This is a genomic window from Telmatocola sphagniphila (genome assembly GCF_018398935.1).
Taxonomy (GTDB): domain Bacteria; phylum Planctomycetota; class Planctomycetia; order Gemmatales; family Gemmataceae; genus Telmatocola; species Telmatocola sphagniphila.
In genome coordinates this window covers 194,766-213,611 of record NZ_CP074694.1, presented here as the reverse complement: position 1 = coordinate 213,611, position 18,846 = coordinate 194,766, and the positions used below count along the sequence as shown (strand labels likewise).

Annotated in this window: 16 protein-coding genes; 7 read left to right on the top strand and 9 right to left on the bottom strand. The window is 52.4% G+C overall.

Features of this window, described 5'->3' with window-relative positions:
* Positions 1 to 94: 94 nt before the first annotated feature.
* Positions 95 to 1,648 (bottom strand): sensor histidine kinase, encoded by a 1,554-nt coding sequence (locus KIH39_RS00990; protein WP_213497417.1) that lies wholly within the window; start codon positions 1,646 to 1,648, stop codon positions 95 to 97.
* A 121-nt stretch (positions 1,649 to 1,769) separates the two neighbouring features.
* Positions 1,770 to 2,357, bottom strand: coding sequence for a response regulator (locus KIH39_RS00985; RefSeq protein ID WP_213497416.1), 588 nt, complete (start codon positions 2,355 to 2,357; stop codon positions 1,770 to 1,772).
* 580 nt (positions 2,358 to 2,937) lie between these two features.
* On the opposite strand from KIH39_RS00985, the gene KIH39_RS00980 reads away from it, so the two are divergent.
* From KIH39_RS00980 to KIH39_RS00965, 4 genes are all read left to right on the top strand, one after another.
* Complete coding sequence (locus KIH39_RS00980) at positions 2,938 to 3,663, top strand: ComF family protein (RefSeq protein WP_213497415.1); 726 nt, start codon at positions 2,938 to 2,940, stop codon at positions 3,661 to 3,663.
* Between the two features lie 250 nt (positions 3,664 to 3,913).
* Positions 3,914 to 4,981, top strand: a complete 1,068-nt coding sequence (locus tag KIH39_RS00975; RefSeq protein ID WP_213497414.1) for a DUF1573 domain-containing protein — start codon at positions 3,914 to 3,916, stop codon at positions 4,979 to 4,981.
* 100 nt (positions 4,982 to 5,081) lie between these two features.
* Positions 5,082 to 5,879, top strand: a complete 798-nt coding sequence (locus tag KIH39_RS00970; protein WP_213497413.1) for a class I SAM-dependent methyltransferase — start codon at positions 5,082 to 5,084, stop codon at positions 5,877 to 5,879.
* Between the two features lie 77 nt (positions 5,880 to 5,956).
* Positions 5,957 to 7,558, top strand: coding sequence for a DUF6798 domain-containing protein (locus KIH39_RS00965; RefSeq protein WP_213497412.1), 1,602 nt, complete (start codon positions 5,957 to 5,959; stop codon positions 7,556 to 7,558).
* 3 nt (positions 7,559 to 7,561) lie between these two features.
* On the opposite strand, the gene KIH39_RS00960 is transcribed toward KIH39_RS00965, so the two are convergent.
* Positions 7,562 to 8,497 carry an ABC transporter ATP-binding protein gene (locus KIH39_RS00960; RefSeq protein WP_213497411.1) on the bottom strand — a complete coding sequence of 312 codons (936 nt, stop codon included), beginning with the start codon at positions 8,495 to 8,497 and terminating at the stop codon, positions 7,562 to 7,564.
* Positions 8,498 to 8,543: 46 nt separating this feature from the next.
* Between KIH39_RS00960 and KIH39_RS00955 the strand changes: the two genes are divergently transcribed.
* The gene (locus KIH39_RS00955) at positions 8,544 to 10,133 is read left to right on the top strand and encodes a cryptochrome/DNA photolyase family protein (RefSeq protein ID WP_213497410.1); all 1,590 of its coding nucleotides are present in this window, start codon (positions 8,544 to 8,546) and stop codon (positions 10,131 to 10,133) included.
* Between the two features lie 3 nt (positions 10,134 to 10,136).
* Here KIH39_RS00955 and KIH39_RS00950 read toward each other — a convergent pair whose 3' ends face one another.
* From KIH39_RS00950 to KIH39_RS00930, 5 genes are all read right to left on the bottom strand, one after another.
* Positions 10,137 to 10,961: a dimethylarginine dimethylaminohydrolase family protein gene (locus tag KIH39_RS00950; RefSeq protein ID WP_213497409.1), complete on the bottom strand. Its 825-nt coding sequence runs from the start codon at positions 10,959 to 10,961 to the stop codon at positions 10,137 to 10,139.
* Positions 10,962 to 10,980: 19 nt separating this feature from the next.
* Positions 10,981 to 11,763, bottom strand: a complete 783-nt coding sequence (locus tag KIH39_RS00945) for an MBL fold metallo-hydrolase (protein WP_213497408.1) — start codon at positions 11,761 to 11,763, stop codon at positions 10,981 to 10,983.
* A 78-nt stretch (positions 11,764 to 11,841) separates the two neighbouring features.
* Positions 11,842 to 13,503 (bottom strand): MFS transporter, encoded by a 1,662-nt coding sequence (locus KIH39_RS00940; protein WP_213497407.1) that lies wholly within the window; start codon positions 13,501 to 13,503, stop codon positions 11,842 to 11,844.
* A 163-nt stretch (positions 13,504 to 13,666) separates the two neighbouring features.
* The gene (locus KIH39_RS00935; protein ID WP_213497406.1) at positions 13,667 to 14,905 is read right to left on the bottom strand and encodes a PQQ-binding-like beta-propeller repeat protein; all 1,239 of its coding nucleotides are present in this window, start codon (positions 14,903 to 14,905) and stop codon (positions 13,667 to 13,669) included.
* A gap of 19 nt (positions 14,906 to 14,924) precedes the next feature.
* Entirely contained in the window at positions 14,925 to 15,710 is a 786-nt protein-coding gene (locus KIH39_RS00930) for a sigma-70 family RNA polymerase sigma factor (protein WP_213497405.1), read from the bottom strand.
* 269 nt (positions 15,711 to 15,979) lie between these two features.
* Here KIH39_RS00930 and KIH39_RS00925 point away from each other — a divergent pair, with 269 nt between their 5' ends.
* On the top strand, positions 15,980 to 16,465 hold the full coding sequence (locus KIH39_RS00925) for a hypothetical protein (RefSeq protein ID WP_213497404.1): 486 nt from the start codon (positions 15,980 to 15,982) through the stop codon (positions 16,463 to 16,465).
* A gap of 65 nt (positions 16,466 to 16,530) precedes the next feature.
* Here KIH39_RS00925 and KIH39_RS00920 read toward each other — a convergent pair whose 3' ends face one another.
* On the bottom strand, positions 16,531 to 16,839 hold the full coding sequence (locus tag KIH39_RS00920; protein ID WP_213497403.1) for a hypothetical protein: 309 nt from the start codon (positions 16,837 to 16,839) through the stop codon (positions 16,531 to 16,533).
* A gap of 215 nt (positions 16,840 to 17,054) precedes the next feature.
* On the opposite strand from KIH39_RS00920, the gene KIH39_RS00915 reads away from it, so the two are divergent.
* Entirely contained in the window at positions 17,055 to 18,836 is a 1,782-nt protein-coding gene (locus tag KIH39_RS00915) for a MutS-related protein (protein WP_213497402.1), read from the top strand.
* Positions 18,837 to 18,846 lie beyond the last annotated feature (10 nt).

Genomic DNA, 18,846 nt, shown 5'->3' with positions numbered 1-18,846 from the left:
ATTCCGGCGGGAGAGAATCAAATTTCGGTACGGACACTTTACCGTATACCGCAGGACGAAGCAATCGGCTAATCGAAATCCCCCGGGAATGGTGTTAGGCACTCATCCGGCCAAGCGAATTCTGCAGCCTATCCGAAGGCAATTCGATTTCGAATCGGGTGGGTCCATTCGGCTTGGGGGAATAACGGATCGATCCGCCATGCAGATCGGCCACTCGCCATGCTATGGACAATCCCAATCCCTTGCCGCGTCCTGCACTGCGGCCGGAGAAAAAGGGATCGAAAATATGATCGATCTGGCTCGCCGGGATCCCCGGGCCGCTGTCTTCGATGGCAATCGTCAGTGCGCCGTTCGCATCGATCGTTGTATCGAACTTGGCCCACCCATTGCTGACAATCGCTTCAATGGAATTTACCAGCAGACAGCCCAGACCATGTTTCAGCTGAGCCCGGTCGGCCTTGATAAACAGGGCTTGTCCTGCCTGAGAGGATAGCGAAATTCGCTTCGGCTCAGCCACCGGCTTGTATTCGTTGACCAGTTGTTGAAGCACTTCCCCGACATCGACCGATTCCTCGTGGAGCAAACCGGGGCGAGCAAAACGCATGACATCGTTCAGAATCGCATGTACGCGCTCGGTCTGGCGGATGATGGCCCAAAGGGCTTTTTGCCATTTTTCCTCTTCAGTATGATTCAAGAGATACTGAGCATGTCCGGAGATAATGGCAAGTGGATTGTTGATCTCGTGAGAAGCCCCGCCCGCGAATTCCGCGAGGGAACGCAATTTTTGATTCCGCAAATCGGCTTCGTCGAGATAACTTTTCGGCTGGGCAACCTGCCGTTCCAGCAGATCCATTTCTTCATCGCTGATATTCGTTCGAGCCTGCTGACGAGTCTCCAGCGCGGCGGCAAGCCACGGACGGAGGCCGGGATTGGCTGCGGGACGACGAAATTTCAATTCTCCGATCATAATTACAATCTTCCTGAATTGTTCCGGAGACAAATTGCATTTATTGATAATCTCAGCAGGTAGGCTTCCCTGCTGCAGAGCCCGATCGAGTTCATCGACAACTCGCAGCGCCTGTAGAACCGGATTCGCGTCGGCGGGTCGCGTCGGCAACATCCATCGGCTCAGAGCTTCCCGGAGCCAGACCGGCCAGTGATTTCTGCGAGCCAGTCTTCGGTGAATTTCTCCGAGATGAAGCCCCCATTTTTCAACTTGAAGTTCAATCGACGAGGGGATTTCACGGTCATCGACGAAATACAGCCCAATTTCCATCAATCCGGCGGCGAACCGTATTGCGGGGCCATCGTTCCAGGCCAGGATTTTGCTGCAAGCCGTCGCCAGATCGAGTCGGCGCTGCATTCTTTCCAGTGTCGAGGGCTGTAGGGAATCTGAAGGCTGATCGAGTTGAGCTTCGATTCTTCGCAGGAGATGATCGGAATCGAGAATGTCGGCGATCGCCTCGGTTAAAGTACCGGGCGTCACGCGATGGTGGAGGTGGTTGGCAATCAGCAACAGCAACGCGGGGTCGCGCTGCAGGCAATCCCAGTTTTGCATGGGATGCAAGCGAGTCAGAGCCGCAATGGTAGCGGACTCCGGACGCAGCCAATCGGCTCCGGTGGAATGTTCGCCCTCTCCCTGGGTCATCACCGCGATCGCTCCTTCGATCTTGATGTTCAACGCCTGGCGGGAGATGGCTAACTAATCGGAATCCCGGATCCCGGCCACGCTAGGTGGCATTCGATCCGGATTTCTTAATTCCATCTCTTCAAACCAGGGCTGCGGTAGCTGGCTCCATATCCAGCAGTCCGCACATCCGGTCAATCAGGGCTTCGATCTCGAACGGTTTGTGCAGGAAGTCGTCTGCACCGCTGAGTCGCAACTCCTGAATCTTGTCTTCTTCGATCATACCGCTGATGCAAAGAATGCGCACATCTTCCAGAGCACTGTCCGCCCGGACGCGGTGGCAAACTTCGCGGCCGTTGATATCCGGCAGCATTACATCCAGAACGATGAGGTCGGGACGGTAGTCCTTGACCATCATGCCGGCGTCGAATCCGTTGCCAGCGGTGCGGACTTCGAAGCGTCCGTCTTCGTTCAGTACGTTGTTGATCAGTTCCAGCAATTCGGCATCGTCGTCGACCAGCAGCACTTTACGCTTGCCGCTTTCGAGAGCATCGGTTGGGATGCCATTGTCTTTCATGAACTTGTAAAGAGCTTCGCGCGGAATTCGCCGAAACCGAGATCCCGGAACCCGGAATCCTTTCAGTTGGCCATTGTCGAAGCAGCGAATGATGGTCTGCTGACTCACCTTGCAGATTTTCGCAGCTTCGCCCGTCGTGAACACCGTTTTCATGCGTTTGTCCTTGACTGGCCCTCGCCAGATCGCACGAGTAAGGTCCTAGGCACGACTCGTCCTTCAAGTCGTTTCAACATGGACCGGAATCATCCCTGATCGCCAGATCCGGTACTTCAGTTTTTGATGAATCCGTCATCAACTGATTTACCAGATCTTCAAGCGGTGAGAAAACACGAGCGATCCCGTTGACTTTGGTTGGTTGGGATACTTCGACCGCGTCCAATCACGGAAGCGATTGTAACTTTCCCACCGATTCAGTCAACCTGAATCCTCCAGCATCCGAAAACGCGCTTTTACGACTATTTGCCAATCTTTCGCTATTGTCGCCAATTCTGAAGATCGCAAATCGAACGCGATATCGATGATTCCCTTCCGTAGCTTCGTGCCACGCTTCCTTTCCTCGCCCTCCTAGCTTACGAGCCTTATCGGCAATTTACTTGCCAGAATTAACATGTTTCCACAGTCTCACTAATTACATCAAATACCGGATCTTATCCAGTCCAATTTTTCGACATTCTGGTAAAACGGAAAATTTTTCTCTCTATTCTTACTTTACCTGGTTTACCAAAATTTCTCTATGACGCACGCCCAAATTTTTGATTGGTGGCACTCTTTACAAGCTCGGCTGTTTCCGCCGGTCTGCTGGCAATGCGACCGACCGAGCCCCGACGATCGTTCCCCCTTCTGTAACGAGTGCACAAATGCCTGGTTGACGGACGAATCCACCGTCTGCCCCCGCTGTGCCAGTACGATAGGTGCCTTCACCGAATCCGAGGAAGGCTGCAAGTACTGCCGGGAGGAGAACTATCATTTCTCCAGCGTGGTTCGTCTGGGTCCCTACAAGGAAGCCTGGAGATCCGCCGCGCTCCGTCTCAAAAAAGCCCACGAAGAAACTTATGCGCACCTGTTCGCCCACTGGTGGGCCGGAAAAATGAGCCCGAAACTCCCCCGTGACTGCCAACTGGTAGTTCCCGTCCCCTTGCACTGGTCGCGGCGCTGGGAACGAGGATTCAACCAATGCCATTTCCTGGCCAGAGAATTGGCACGCCAGCTGAAGATTCCGGAAAGTCGAACCCTCCGTCGAAAACGCCGGTCAGAAGATCAGAAATCGCTTTCCGGTACGGAACGCCGTAAGAACCTGAAACAGGCATTCGAATTGCACAGTTCTATCTCATTAAAAAACCAGAAAGTTATCCTGGTAGACGACGTACTAACTACGGGGGCCACAGCCGATGCCTGCTCTCGCGTGTTAGTCGACGCAGGTGCAACGGAAGTGATTGTGGCAATAGTCGCGAAAGGTTAATTGATTAATCGGACAAAAAAAACCTGACGTCCTACTGCTTAGGCAAACTGGTGGGATAGAATAACGGAAGATCAATCTGCCGCTTTGAAGTGTGATAACAGAATTGACGGAATGCTGCCCCAGATTGGTAATAATTTCAAATTTGCGATTTTGCAAGGAAGACTATCCCGCGCATAGATTAAGTACAGATTGCGGATCGACCATCGGGGGACAGAAAAGCAATCCGACCTATACAGCCAGAGAGAGACAAATGTTACGTTACACGCTCAGTATTGCAACCGTCTTGGCGTTGTCGTACGCCGCCCAGGCGGGGCCCGAAGATTTCTTCTCGGAAAAGGAAAAGGACTTTGGCAACGTACCTCACGGTTCCCAACAGGTCCATTACTTCCAGATAAAAAACACCAGCAACGAAACCTGGGTCATCAGTAGCGTCGGGGTTTCCTGCGGATGCACCTCGGCTTCGGCGAATACTTCCACAATCAAACCTGGTCAGACCGCCGTGGTTACAGCGGTCATGAATACCCGCGTCTTCTCCGGATACCGGCAAGTCACGGTTCATGTGAACTTCATCTCCCCGCAACCGGCTTACGTCGGCTTGCTGGTGAAAGCGGTCTCCCGCGATGATTTGATGATTTTCCCCGAGACGCTGAATTTCGGGCAAGTGGCGCATGGCACGAGCAAGACGGTTAAAACGCAGGTGTCGCTGACCACCGACCCGAACTGGACGATCCAATCGGCCACCAGCGGAAGCACCTATATCAAACCCGAATTCAAACTGCTTCGACGGGAAAATAACGAAGTGGTCTACGAAATTTCAGCGACCGTCGCCGACAACCTGCCCGCTGGCAAATGGTTCTCTGAGATTAATTTTAGTTCAGCCGGTAGCAATCTCAGCAAGTTCCGTCTCCCGGTCAACATCGAAGTGACTCCTTCGGCTTCGGTCGATACCACCGGCCTCAAGAGCAAAGAAGAGAAGAACAAAGATGAAGCCAAGATCACCTCGACTAGCAACAAAGTCAATCTGGTTTCGCTCGCGGCCAGTCCTTCACAGGTTTCTTTCGGGGAACTGAAAGTGGGCGGCACCATGGAACAAAAGATCCTGGTTCAAAGCGAAAAGCCGTTCAAAATCACACAGATCGAAAAAGTCGACGGCGTGGAAGTCACTGGAGATCTGAATCAATCCAAGACCATCCATATCGTGACTTTGAAGTTTACCGCTGAAAAGTCTGGCGAAGTGGCTAGCAAAGTTAACATCAAGACCGACGCTGGCAAGGATCAGTCGATCCAGATCCCGATCAAGGCCGTGATCAAAGATTGATAAAATCTCGCTTATCTATCCAAAGCCTGCCGAACCCGGCAGGCTTTTTTATTGTCTCCTGGGTAAGTTCCTTTCTCGCGTTTCACCGGAATTACAATCCATGCCAGATCTTCAAGCTGCAGACTCCTCTCCCTTCGATGATGGAGAACTTTACGATCTGCTATTTGAAAATTTCGATTACGGTTTGGAATATTACCTGGATCTCGCCCGGCGTGCCAATGGTCCGATTCTCGATATCGCCTGTGGAACCGGTCGAATAATGATACCTTGCCTCCAGGCGGGCTTGGAGGTGGAAGGATTGGATCTTAGCGCGGGAATGCTCCAGCGCCTTCAGTCCAAGGCGGAAAAGTTGGGATACAAACCCACCTTGCATCAGGCCAGCATGAACGATTTTAAAATCGACCGGAAATTTCAGCTAATCGTAATCGCGTTCAACGCCTTTATTCACAATATGACGACCTCCGAGCAGATAGCGACGCTCGCCCTGTGCCGAGAACATCTGGTACCGGGTGGAATGCTGGCATTCGACAGCTATTTCCCGGGTGCACACATTATTACCGCGGTCGAGAACACCCGCGTCCTGGAAATGGAAAAGACCGATTCGAAGTCGGGTAATATCGTCCGAATTTTCGACACCCGGGCTTTCAATCGCGTGGAACAGATCCAGAATTCCATCAACGAAATAGAAATTCTGGATTCGAATCGCAATCTCCTCAAATCGCATCTCTCCAAACATTCGGTTCGTTGGATTTATAAAGGCGAGATGCAATTGCTTTTGAAGCTAGCCGGCTTTCCCTCCTGGTCGATTTACGGAGGCTTCGATCTCCGACCTCTCGAACAAGAAACCGATTCCCTGATCGTAGAAGCTTACACTTCGTCTTTGGCCCCGCTCGCCTGACCCTCACCAGTCCGGCCTAATTTCTCTCGATCCGTATTCTGAATCTAATTGTACGATTGGGGGAGAGCCTTCGGATCATGGCCAATTATTCGTTTTGTTCCCTGAAAGGTCTTATCTGGATTTTGCTCTTCGGGCTGGCATTCACCCAGTCCCCCCTCTACTTCTCCAATCAGCATCAGTATTTCGTGCATGGACTGGCACAAGGTGGGCTTGGGGATCTCGGTCGCGACTGGCTGGCCAACACGCTCGATCCCACCCCTCTGTTTAGCAAACTCGTCGAGCTCACCTATCGGTACATCGGAGAGTTCGGTTTTTATCTACTATTCTTCGGTTTGGTCTCGGTCTACTTTGTGGGACTGAGCCGGCTAGGAAGCGATCTGCTTCCCGCGGATTACCACCGAACTAACTTTGTCTTGCTTTTAGTTTGTTTGCTGATGATCCATGCCGCCCTGGTTAGGGTCGCCTCCGTGCATCTGTTCGGGGTTGATTATCCGTGGTATTTTCAGGCCGGCATTGCCGGACAGTACATCCTGGGTTCCTATCTTCAGCCGTCCGCCTTCGGTGCGTTCTTTCTCTTATCCCTGCTCAGTTTTCGGCGCGAAAATTGGATTTCCACTTGCCTCTGGTGCTGTCTCCCGGCCATCGTCCATGCGACCTACCTACTCCCCGCCGCCTTTCTGACCCTGGGATACCAGTATTCTCTGCTGGTTCAAAAACGCTGGAGAACAGCCCTCTTTCTGGGTCTCGGAAATCTCTTTCTCGTTTTGCCCATCGTCATATTTTCCTGGCAGACCTTTTCGCCGACTTCCCTGGCGGATTTCGAAGAAGCTCAGCGTATCCTGGCGGAAGTGCGAATACCTCATCATGCCCGCATCGCTCGCTGGTTCGATGCCCTCGTTGCTCTGCAGATCGCCTGGATGCTGTTGGGATTACTCGCGCTCCGCAAAACAGTCTTCTTTCCAATCTATCTGGTGATTGTGCTCCTCAGTTTTCTGCTCAGTCTAACTCAATACTTCACCTCGAACTACTCTCTAGCCCTGCTGTTTCCGTGGCGAGTCACGGCTCTACTGGTTCCAATCGCAACCGTGGCCATCTTAGCTCGAGTCGTGAGATTTATTGGCGGCGAAACTCGAATCGCACAGTTCGAGGGCGTAGAAAAGCTTGGCTTGCTAGTGGCTCTGTTGCTCGCGAGTGGATCGTTCCTAATTCCCTACCTCCACTGGGGATACCGGCAGAATGAACTGGAGAAGTCGGTGCTGGAATATATCCGGGAACACCATAGCCCGGGAGATGTGTACTTGATTCCGGTCCAAATTCCCAAACCCGACAACGGCGTTAAAGGCAATACTTCCACGACCTTTACTCGACCTCCCAGCGTACAGGATAAGCACTTAGTCGCAGTCGATCTGCAACCATTTCGAATTGCAACGGGTACGCCGCTATATGTCGATTTTAAATCGATTCCCTACAAGGATACCGAGGTTATTGAGTGGTATCGCCGCGTGTTGAACGCCCACCAGTGGTATCAGCGAAAGGACATGGGCTCAGCGGCCTGGCAAGCGGAAGTCCGGCATGAGGGAATCACGCATGTGCTGATTCCGCTCAATAAAGAGTCCAATTTCGGGGGTTTGAAACCAATCTACGAGGATGAGATGTATCGAATCTATGCATTACGGTAGAGATTAATCTCGAAGGGTGCGATCGGTCAGGTGCAGGAAAACGTCCTCGAGTGTAGGTTCCTTGGTGTGCAATTCGAGCAATTCCACATTTCGCTGCGACAACACTCGAACAATCTGAATCAGAGACTTAGCCACATCCGCCGTATCTATCTGAAGTGAGCCTGCGGCATTCTCCACAAGCTTCAAGTTCGGAATCGCTTGGAGCGCCTCCAGATCTGCCGAGGAATAATTTCCCAGCCTCAATGTGATACGGCCCTCGAGCATCCGCAATAAACCCGGCAGTGTATCGCAGGATATGACCTTGCCGTGATCGACAATTGCAATCCTCGGACAAAGCGATTGTACCTCTTCCATGTAATGGCTGGTGTAGATCACGGTCATGCCATCTCGGTTCAGTTCTTTAACGAATTCGAAGATGTGATTTCGACTTTGCGGATCGACACCCGTAGTCGGCTCATCGAGATATAGGATCTTCGGCGAATGAACTATGGCTACACCCAGATTCAAACGGCGTTTCATACCACCGGAGAAGGTACCCGCTCGATCCTCGGCCCGATCCAATAGGCCGATACGCCGGAGAATCTCCTCCTCCCGGGCTTTCAATTGGGGATCTCTCAGTCCGTAAAGCTTACCGAAAAAGCGGATATTCTCCCGCGCCGTAAGTTCGCCATAAATCGCCAGTTCTTGCGTTCCGATACCGATGAGGTGCCGGACACTGCGATTGGAGAGGCTCAATTTCTGCCCGGCGAGTATCGCCTCGCCTTTGCTGGCATCGCTGAGACAGGCCAGGATGGAAAGCAGCGTCGTTTTGCCCGCGCCGTTGGGTCCTAACAGACCGAACATTTCCCCTTCCGAGACATCAAAATCGACTCCCTTCAAGGCCGCGAAAGAACCGTAACTCTTATGAATGTCTCGAACAGAGAGAAAAGAAGTACTCATCTCGACTATGATAGAGTGATTCGTTTCAACGTGTACGGAACTCTCCATGTCCGCTTTCAACGACGCCCGGATACGGTATGCCAATCAGGCCGCGATCAATCCCAAAAACAAATATGTCCTCTACTGGATGCAGGCCTGTCGCCGCTTCGACCGAAATCATGCCCTCGATCACGCATTGAATCTCTGCAAGACTCTGGGCAAACCCCTCGTGGTGTACGAAGGGCTACGCATCGACTATCCCTGGGCTAACGATCGCAATCATCGATTCCTGCTGGAAGGCATGCTAGACAATGCCCGCAAGGCCCTGGAGTTGGGTATCAACTATTGGCCGTATGTCGAAACTCCCGATCAGCCGGCCAAAGGACTTCTGGCCAAGCTGGCTCAGCAGGCTTGCGTTGTCGTAACCGATGATTACCCGGCCTTTGTCGTACCCGGGCACATTGCAGGTCTGGCGAACCATACCAACACGGCTGTTCAAGCAATAGATGGCAACAGCATGATCCCCTTGAGCCTGCTCGGAGCGGCGGTTTCTGCCTGCGCTCATCTGAGACCGCGAATCCACAAGCTCTTTGCGGAAGCGTGGCCGCATCGAGCCACCGCTAACCCTCCGTTTGAAAAAGCGATTGCGACACAGATCGATCCTCCTTTCAAAATCTGGAGTTTGGCTAAAAAGCCCAACGATGCGACCTCCGAAGCTCTCGATCAGTTTCTGGCGTCACTACCCATCGATCATTCAGTGAAACCGGTAACAGTTAGTGGAGGAAGTGTTTCGGCCCAGAAGATCCTGAAGAAGTTCGTTCAAAAAAAATTAAGCTCTTACGCGGACGGCCGGAACGAACCCAACGATCCGGAACACACTGCCGCCAGTGGTTTGAGTGCCCACCTGCGGCACGGCCATATTTCCATTCAGCAGATTGTCGAAGAAGTCTTGAATTCCTCCGGAAAATGGACTCCCGAACAGATCACTTTTTCCAACAAGGGAAAACGAGAGGGTTTCTATCACTCGAATCCCAACGTGAACAGCTTTCTGGATGAAGCCATCACCTGGCGCGACGTCGGCTACCACTGGCACCATTGCCGGCGAGAGAAGATTCGTTTGATCAATGAGACTTCTCCGGCTGCCCGGGCTCTGAAGTGGAAGCATCCGATTTATCAGGATTTGGAATCGACCCTACCCGCCTGGGCCTATCAGTCGTTGAAGAAACATGAATCCGACAGCCGTTCTCATATCTATTCCCTGGATGAATGGGAAGCGGCGGAGACCCACGATGATTTGTGGAATGCTGCCCAGACTGAGTTGGTGCAGACGGGGCGAATACATAATTATCTACGCATGCTCTGGGGCAAAAAGGTTTTGGAGTGGTCGCGTACGCCCGATGAAGCCTACTTCATCCTGGAACACTTGAATAACAAATATGCCATTGATGGCCGAGATCCGAACAGCTATACCGGTATGCTCTGGTGCTTTGGCTTATTCGACCGTCCCTGGCCGCCCGAACGAAAAGTGTTCGGCAACATTCGCTACATGTCTTCCGACAACACGGCCAAAAAGTTCGATCTGGATGGCTATTACCAATACATGCGTCGGCTCGGAGGAGGCAGTTCACCGCGTGGAAAGAAATCCTTGTTCGATTGATACTCAGCTGCACTTCCAGCCCGCCGCTTCTTCCCCGTCGAGCCGGAGGGTCAAACACTTGGCGCTGCCGCCGGCTTTCAGGAATTCATCCAGCTCCACTTCGATCGACTGATAGCCGATTTTTGTGAGATCTCTAGCCAGTTGCGGACAACCAGCGTTATGGATCACCGATTTGCCGACAACCACTGCGTTACAACCAAAACGCCAAGCCTCCGGTTCGCAGACGGAGATCAGCGTGTTCACATTGGAACGAATAACTTTCTGTCCATAATCGTCGAAAGCTTCGGGATGATAGAGGGCCAGACCGGGAGCTAGCGGGCAGAAGCAGGTATCGAGATGATAAAATCGGGTATTCACCAATTCCACGGGTAGTACCTGCATGCCAATTTGCTCCGCCAACCATTGATGGGCATGCACATCGGAGCGGGTTCTATACCCGGCAAAGAGTGCATTTCCGCAGAAAAGCGCGTCCCCGGCCCCTTCGTGGTACATCCCGGACGGCCAGTGGTGGACCTCGAATCCGTTCTTAGCAAACCAGGCATCGAAGTGCGGGGATTCCTTGGCCCGAACGTCGTGTTTGAACTGCGAACTGAAAAATTTGTTGTGGAACATCAACCCCGCATTGGCCGTGAATACCAGATCGGGCAATCCCGCAACTGGCACCATCTCCTCGACCCGGACACCCAGGGAAACAATCGCATCCCGCAGGGCTCGCCACTGTTTGAAAGCGAGATCCCGAACGCTGCTCATGCTGCGATTCATCCAGGGATTGATCTCGTATTCAATCCCATAGTGATCGGGAGGGCACATCAGAATGCGGGGACTCATCGCGTGCTTCCTGTCATTATCAGAATGGAATTTTCAGGCCATCGTAAGCCATTTCAACGCCCGGGGGCAGTTCGGGATTCAAAGTCTCATAGTCAAACTCGTGAGACATATGCGTCAGGTAGGCTCGTTTGGGCTTCAATTTCTCGATCACCTCAAGAGCCTGATTCAAACTGAAGTGTGCCGGGTGATTGCTAAAGCGAAGTGCATCGATGATAAGCACCCTCACCCCCTGAAGCAGCTTCCAACTCTCCGGGGGTATCTCGCTGACGTCCGTACAGTAGGCCAGATCGTCGAAGCGATAACCAAAGACATTGAATCGACTGTGAATCAGAGGGATGGGAATGATGCGCTGATCGAGAATCTCGAAAGGCCGATTATCGATGCGATGGACGTAAAGCTTGGTAATGGAATCCGCGGGCATGTTCGCCGGCGGTTCCTTGAAAACGTAGGGAAAGACGCTGCGTATGATCCCTTCGACTTCTTCCGTGCAATACAGCGGCACGGCGGCCCCGAGATTTTTGGCTACCATCCGTAGATCGTCCATGCCGTAGAGATGATCGACGTGGTAGTGCGTATAAAGCACGGCGTTGACCGTATCGATTTTCTCGCGCAGGAGTTGTAGCCGCATCTCCGGGGTGGTGTCGATCAGAATCCGACCGTTGGGAAGAGTTACCAGCCCGGAGGAGCGGAAGCGATTATTCTTGGGGTTTCCGGAAGTACAGACCTCGCACTGGCATCCGATAGCTGGAACTCCGACCGACGTTCCGGTGCCGAGAAATGTAAAAGTGCGCTGACCCGCCATGGATGCCGACCCTTCCTCAACGAAAAAGCCTGCCGGGCTGACCGGCAGGCCGTTGTAAATTAATTATAGCAATCGTTCTCAGTGTCCTGCACTACCGGCGCCGATCTCCTGAGCCTTGTAACCGCCCCGGGCCTTGAAGTAAAGGAGCAGCAAGAGATAGCTAACCAGCATTATGCAAGGGAACAAAGCGACGGTCTTCAAAGCGGACTTCTTGGCCGTGTCGCCGGTTTCTGAGATAATCTTCTGTTCTTCCTTCGGCAGAACTTTCACTTTATCTTCGTCGACCGGCTGGTATTCGCCGAACAGACTGGCTTTGGGAGCTTTCATGACACTCGCATGAATCGCCGGATTGTTCTTCTTCAAGCTGGCATCGATTTCCTTATCCTGGATGTTACCCAGCAAAGGGGTACCCAAGATCCCCACAGCCAGCATACCTACACCACCGCAAATGTTTAGTGTCAAAGCTCCCCCTTTGGGGAACTGTTCAGAAACGACACCTAACATAGTAGGCCAAAAGAAGGTCTTACCGAAAGCATAGAAGGTGGCGGCCGCGAGAATCGCGACGCCTGTCAGCATGGACAGACTGACTAAGCCAACGGCGGCAATCGCAGCACTGATGGCCAAAAGCCCCAGAGGCGAAAGCTTGTGAACGATCGGGCCAGCACAGAACCGCAAGACCAGCATGATCGCGGAAGTGTAAATCAGCACGTAGCCACCCTTCAAGCCTAGCTTCACCATTTCCGGTTCCATCAAACCGCCAATCCAACTATCGGTGCCGAGTTCGGTGATGGCCAGAGGGCACATGATCAGGAGCAAGAGGAAGAACATGATCCGGCCCAGAGAAAGCGTATACAGTCCAAAGAGCAGGCTGACACCAAGTATCAGACCCCATTTCACCGCCATGAACTTGGTAACTGCAAATTCACCGATAACTGGTAAGCTCAAGGTTTTGACAATGGAATCCCATCGATCCCCGGCTTCAACTCCAGGTTTGTCGACGAAGTAGATTTCCATTTGCTGAATCACGTTAAATACTTCACTGACAACCAGCGCGGTAACCACCAATGCTCCCAGGAAGCCCACTTCGCGAAGCATTTGGCGGTAGGAGACACCCGCGGCCACTCTTTCGCTCACCGGGAAGGTACAAGTGAGCATCAGGATTCCGTAGATAGCAGTGGGAATAGCGAGCAATCCGATTTTGTAAGTCCAATGGAGATCGCCCATACTGATGGCGAGAATGCCCCCGAGCACCAAACCTCCCGGCCAGCCCGCATGCAGCATGTTCAGCCATTTGGTTTTATCGCGGGCGAACATCGTAGCCACCACCGGGTTAATCACCGCTTCCACGGTGCCGTTACCCAACGCAACTATGAAGTTCCCCAGATAAAGCATCCAGTAACCGCTTTTCTGACCCGCCGCCACTTCTTCAGCGGAAGCACCCGGTTTAGCTAATAACGTTGAAGCATAAATCGTGATAGCCATTGAAGCCACATGGCAAACAAATGCAAAAAGCATGGCCTTGCCGTAGCCGATTCGGTCGATGATGAGACTGAAAAGAACAATACTGATCGCGAACGGCCAGAGGCCTACACCAAAGAGTTGCCCCTTCTGGGTTTCACTCAGTCCGAAATCGTCCTTCCAAGTGTCCATGATGTTCGCGCGGACCACGAAGCCGAAAGCGGTCGCGATCAGGGCGATCCAACAAGCCCAGAATAGTTTTTTATCGCCGGTTTCATTCATATCAGAGCAACTCCATTCATGTTGCAAAGGGAGAGACGATCTCTAAGAAAGGGGCAGTTTAAGTGAGTGGTCCGTCTATGTCAACGAATTACAGCAAGAAACACGAAATTGAATCCTTCCGAGGAAGGATCGAACAGATTGGATCGACGAGTAGACCGACGGCCTACTTCCAGCTCAGCTTGATTAGCTCATCCAACGAGCGGACGTACAACTCATTGCCGCACACAGCCAAATGGGCCCAGGTCTCACTCTTGGTAATCTGCGTCTGATCCAGAAGTTCGAACTCTTTGGGGTTGGCTTGGATCAAATAGAGTTTACCATCCATATCGAGGGCCAGAATTTTGTCCTTGTTCGCCACCAGGCTCCAATACTCGCCGAATCGTTTGTCCGTACGCCAGCATTCCTTACCCGCTTTGAGATCAACGCAAATGAATCGGCGATCTTTTCCGAAGAAGTAGGCGTGATCGTTCACGATAACGGGCGTCGTCATATTGCCTTCGTACTTGAAGCCCCAGGCATCCTGAGCACCCAATTTATCGGTCTCTTTTTGAACGGAAACGAGCCTAGTGTTACCGCCATAAGTACTGGTGAAGACCCCTTCCCCATAAATAGTCGGCGTCAGAATGTTCATGCCTCGGAAACTGTCAATGGGCCGCGACCAAAGACTTTGACCAGTTTGCTTATCTACTCCGAACAGGGCCGTACGTGTCTGTACGACAATCTGCTCTTTGCCAGCAAGTTTAGCGAAAACTGGGGAAGAGAAAGCACTGCCCAGCATGCCGCCGCCATCCGAAAGCACGTTCCAGAGAACCTTACCGGTCTTTTTGTCGATTTTCAGAAACCCACCAGCGGCTTGCATGTAGACAGCCGTTTCATCGACTAATGGAGAACAGACACAACCGAAGTCGGGAGATTTGGCTTTAAGGTCCTGGATACAATCGATTTGCCAACGGATCTTGCCACTGGAAGCTTCCAGACAGACGAGATGATCTTGAATGCCGCCGACGTACAACGCGTCCCCGTCGAATGCCGGGGTGGAGCGAATCCAGGAACCATTCCGAGCCGCGAAAAAGGGCACCGACATCGAGCCAGGCCAAGTTTGTTTCCAGACTTCCTTACCGGTGCCACGATCGTAGCAAGTGACAACTTCGTCTTTCTTATCGACCGTGCTGGTTGTGAAAACATACTTATCGCTGACGATGGGGCCGGAATAACTGGGACCGAGTGAGGAGACCTTCCAAACGGTTTTTAATGCTTCACCGGAGATCTTGGCCGGCCAGTCAGACGGAGCGACTTGGCCATCTCGGGTGGGACCCCGCCACTGAGGCCAGTTGGAAATTGGGTCCGAAGCAAGGCTCACGCCCGAGCACAGGAGCAATAAACTGGTGACGATCCCACGCATCAAATAGTCTCCGGTAAAGTTAGACCGTCGTTTCTTCTGCAGTCAGTACTGCTCGCAACTTGTTGAGCGCACTGGCCTGTACCTGGCGCACTCGTTCCTTGGAAAGCCCGATTTCCTGACCCACTTTTTCGAGAGTGAGCGTGGCTTCTTCATTGGCCGCAAAACGGCGACCGATGACAATCTTTTCGCGGGCCGTCAGCAGTGGATGATCGACTTTCAAGAATTCTTCAATTCGGATGCTACCCGAGGAAACCAGTTCCTTCTCGTAACTTTGACCTGGCTCCCCGTCCGGAAGAGATTCCAATGGCATCGAACGTGAAAGCCAGTCTTTCATTTGCCGCTGGCACTGTCGCGACAAGGCCCGGACCAGACAAGTGAAGGCATAAGTACTGAAGCGAATGCCCATCCAGGGGTTATAGGCGGCCACAGCTTGAATCAGAACGATATGACAGTCGCCAATCGAATCATCGGTTCGGTTAGACATCATCATCCGTCGGCGAACGGCTCGGTAAACCAATTTTCGATTCCCAACAACGATCTCATCTCGAAGTCGGTAGTAGGCCAGCCGCCAGCGATCCACTTCCACCAGCCCCTTCGCTTTGCGTAAACGCCAGGCACAAAAGTGCATTCGCTTGGCATAGTCTCGAGTCACTTCATCGGGTAGGTGCTTATCTGCGAAGCTGGAGAGATCTGCTGCATTTTCCGGGTCGTAAAGTTCGACGGCTTCTGGACTCTCAAATGAGGGATCGAATATGAATTTGGGATAACCGGCTGAAATCGCGTCATTCGGCTTCAAAGTTGGCATCTGGTGATCCTCCGCCTTAATTTGAACGATTTGAATAATCTAAATCGACCAAAACGTTCAATTCGTTCACTTAAAGCTTAGTCAGAGGATCCGGCCTGTCAACAGAATTTCGCCATTGCTCAAAAAATGTTCTTCATAAATCGAGTTCGGAAAGACGTGAAATTAAGTCATATCTCTATTGCGTAGTTCCGCTCAGACGGCATAATGCCCGGCGGGAATTGTGTGAAAAGATTTATCCGGCACCGACGAATCCAGGGAAGGAAAACGTCATGGGTCTGCTTCGAAACTTGCTAACTGTCATCGGCGTAATCGCCGTTTTTGGCATTTTCTACGTGTTCATCAAGCCCGATTGGTACGATAAGCTCGCTTCTAATCCCGCTTCAAATACGGGCGTTCAGAAAATAACGCCTGGCGTGCTGCATGCCACTTACGATTGCGTAAAAGGGACTATGGAGAAGGACGCCAACGACACCTATGGCGTTACGCTCAGCGAAATCTGCGACGGCCAGGGACAGGGCATCCCCTCGAAAAATTCTTCCTATCTGCTGATCATCGACAAATCGAGCAATCTGATGCGGTACTGGAAGCTGAGCCCGAACGTGAAAAAAGTGAACCTGAAAAATGCCAGTTCTTTGTCGGTGCAGCCCAAGGAACAAAGTGCTTCCGCTTATGCCCCGGCCTACCAACTGGAAATCTGGGTCGGCCAGCAAATGAATTTGAATCTAGAATTCGAAGTGGCCTCGCCTACGAAATGATTTTGCTTAAAGTGCGGTTCAAAATCGAAAGGGCGAGGATTGCTTCTTCGCCCTATCACAACTCCTCAACTCTCCTCGATCAGTTTCTTCTCTTCCACCCGACTCTGGATATTTTTGATCAGCTTATCGTACTCAGCCTGGGTGATCTGCCCCGAAATCAGCATGGATCGATAGGTAGTCTCGTTGGTTTTCTCGAAGTCCGGAACTTCAAGCGCCGTTTTCTTCCAGTAGCGGAAAATGAAATAGCCGATAGTTCCCAGTATCAGGAAAACCAGGAGGGCCAGCATCATCGTTTCCATCTGGTCATTCAAGGCTTCGAGCTTCTTTTTGCCCTCCGGACTTATAGCCCAGATTCCCAGCGACTGATGTACCATACCAACCCGTCTCACTTGAATCGATTCTTAAAGGATCATTGAAATAGTAACCACCTCTCCCGGTTTAGACAACTGGGTATCCGCCCTGCGCGAACCAGTTGGTCTCACGGAATCAAAGACTTTCCCAAAAGCGGTAATTGAACCTGCCCTGCCGCTTGATAGGATTTTTTGGTTAGAATCCCCGGAGTTAGATCGAGCAACTAAAAACGGTATCTATGACCACTCCCCTCGATGAATATCAAACGCGGCTCGCTCTTCGTCAGGCCGAAGCGCAAAGATACGAATCGCAGTTCGATCGACTCGGACAGGCTCGCGTCAGCCTATTCCTGTTAGGAATTCTGACGGCCTTATTCGGCGGAGGACTAGGATTCTACAGTACCTGGTATGGCTTTCTGGCCCTGCTTCCCATCACTCTCCTTTTCGTTGTTGGGGTTCGAATACTCGATCGACAGCGTTGGGCCAAGCGCCTCATACGCTACTATCAGCATTGTGTAGCTCGTTTAACGGGCGAGTGGGTCGGCCAGGGCAACTCCGGTGAGCGATTCGTCGATCCCAATCATCTCTGCGCTGTCGATCTCGATCTTTTCGGCAAAGGTTCCCTGTTCGAGCGGATCTGTACCGCCCGCACACGGGTGGGCGAAGATCGCCTGGCCGATTGGTTCAACAACCCCGCGACGCTTCCGGTGATCCGCGATCGACAAGAAGCCGCGCAAGATTTGCGCAACCGGCTCGATCTCCGTGAGGCCCTAGCGGCGTCCGGCTCCGAAGTCGCGGAGGGGGTCGATTTCGAACTGCTGGCACACTGGGGCACTCAAATACTTCCGAGCCCCAGTCGGTGGGCTCGTCAGGTCATTTTCGGTTTGGGCATCGTCAATCTGACACTCTGTGTAGCCTGGTTGGGCTTCGATGCGCGTGGCTACTACCTGCTGATTTCTCTGGCGATTTCCTATCTGTATGCCTATCCAATGTTCACCTGGGCCAACTCCGCGGTCAATCCGGTGGAAGAGACGGCTCGCGAGCTCACACTTTTACGAACTCTCCTGAGCCTGTTTGAAAAAGAGCAATTTTCGGCCCCTCTGCTAGTGAATATGCAGGAGCAGTTGCGTTTGAATCAGCGTACTGCTTCGCAACAGATTCAAGAACTGGCTTACTTGGCCGAATGGCTGGCGGCCCGAAGAAACACCATTTTTCTACCCTTTCGAATTCTTTTGATTTGGGATATTCGAATGGCCTTCCGGATCGAGGATTGGCGACTCCGTTCGGGACCCCATATTCGCCAGTGGCTCTTCGCCATCGCGGAACTGGAAGCCCTCTCCAGCCTGGCGGCGTACGCCTATGAGAATCCGGAAGATCCCTTCCCGCAGATTCAGGAAGGCCCAGCCTCTTTCGAAGCTACTCAGTTGGGGCATCCACTGTTACCGGCCAAAACCTGCGTGCGGAACGACGTTCAGCTGAACGAAAAAACTCGCGTACTGATGATTAGCGGCTCCAACATGTCCGGTAAGAGTACATTCCTCCGGTCGATTGGTGTGAATGCGACCCTGGCCCTTTCTGGAGCCCCGGTGCGGGCGAAATCCCTGGCGCTTTCTTCATTTCGAATGGGAGCCACTTTACGGGTGCAGGATTCACTCTCCGATGGGAAGTCTCGATTTTTCGCTGAAGTGGTTCGAGTACGCGCCACTCTCGAAAAGGCTCGTACCGGGCCTTTGATGTTTCTTTTCGATGAGTTGTTCGCGGGCACCAATTCGGCTGATCGCATCCGTGGAGCTTCGGGAGTCATTCAAGCTCTGCTGGAGTCCGGCACCATTGGTCTCGTCACCACCCACGATCTGGCAGTAACGGAAGTTCCTGATTCCATTCGCGATTTGGTGGAGAATATGCATTTCGCCGATCAATGGGTCGATGGGCAGATGAAATTCGACTACACTGTTCGCCCGGGAGTCGTTTCGCACACCAACGGTATAGCCTTAATGCGGGCAGTCGGCCTGGATGTTTGAACGCGATGCA

What these genes read in the sequence shown, in the direction of transcription:
- KIH39_RS00990 (WP_213497417.1), bottom strand. Translation starts at nt 1,648, where the DNA reads ATGACCCAGGGAGAGGGCGAACATTCCACCGGAGCCGATTGGCTGCGT.
- KIH39_RS00985 (WP_213497416.1), bottom strand. Translation starts at nt 2,357, where the DNA reads ATGAAAACGGTGTTCACGACGGGCGAAGCTGCGAAAATCTGCAAGGTG.
- KIH39_RS00980 (WP_213497415.1), top strand. Translation starts at nt 2,938, where the DNA reads ATGACGCACGCCCAAATTTTTGATTGGTGGCACTCTTTACAAGCTCGG.
- KIH39_RS00975 (WP_213497414.1), top strand. Translation starts at nt 3,914, where the DNA reads ATGTTACGTTACACGCTCAGTATTGCAACCGTCTTGGCGTTGTCGTAC.
- KIH39_RS00970 (WP_213497413.1), top strand. Translation starts at nt 5,082, where the DNA reads ATGCCAGATCTTCAAGCTGCAGACTCCTCTCCCTTCGATGATGGAGAA.
- KIH39_RS00965 (WP_213497412.1), top strand. Translation starts at nt 5,957, where the DNA reads ATGGCCAATTATTCGTTTTGTTCCCTGAAAGGTCTTATCTGGATTTTG.
- KIH39_RS00960 (WP_213497411.1), bottom strand. Translation starts at nt 8,497, where the DNA reads ATGAGTACTTCTTTTCTCTCTGTTCGAGACATTCATAAGAGTTACGGT.
- KIH39_RS00955 (WP_213497410.1), top strand. Translation starts at nt 8,544, where the DNA reads ATGTCCGCTTTCAACGACGCCCGGATACGGTATGCCAATCAGGCCGCG.
- KIH39_RS00950 (WP_213497409.1), bottom strand. Translation starts at nt 10,961, where the DNA reads ATGAGTCCCCGCATTCTGATGTGCCCTCCCGATCACTATGGGATTGAA.
- KIH39_RS00945 (WP_213497408.1), bottom strand. Translation starts at nt 11,763, where the DNA reads ATGGCGGGTCAGCGCACTTTTACATTTCTCGGCACCGGAACGTCGGTC.
- KIH39_RS00940 (WP_213497407.1), bottom strand. Translation starts at nt 13,503, where the DNA reads ATGAATGAAACCGGCGATAAAAAACTATTCTGGGCTTGTTGGATCGCC.
- KIH39_RS00935 (WP_213497406.1), bottom strand. Translation starts at nt 14,905, where the DNA reads ATGCGTGGGATCGTCACCAGTTTATTGCTCCTGTGCTCGGGCGTGAGC.
- KIH39_RS00930 (WP_213497405.1), bottom strand. Translation starts at nt 15,710, where the DNA reads ATGCCAACTTTGAAGCCGAATGACGCGATTTCAGCCGGTTATCCCAAA.
- KIH39_RS00925 (WP_213497404.1), top strand. Translation starts at nt 15,980, where the DNA reads ATGGGTCTGCTTCGAAACTTGCTAACTGTCATCGGCGTAATCGCCGTT.
- KIH39_RS00920 (WP_213497403.1), bottom strand. Translation starts at nt 16,839, where the DNA reads ATGGTACATCAGTCGCTGGGAATCTGGGCTATAAGTCCGGAGGGCAAA.
- KIH39_RS00915 (WP_213497402.1), top strand. Translation starts at nt 17,055, where the DNA reads ATGACCACTCCCCTCGATGAATATCAAACGCGGCTCGCTCTTCGTCAG.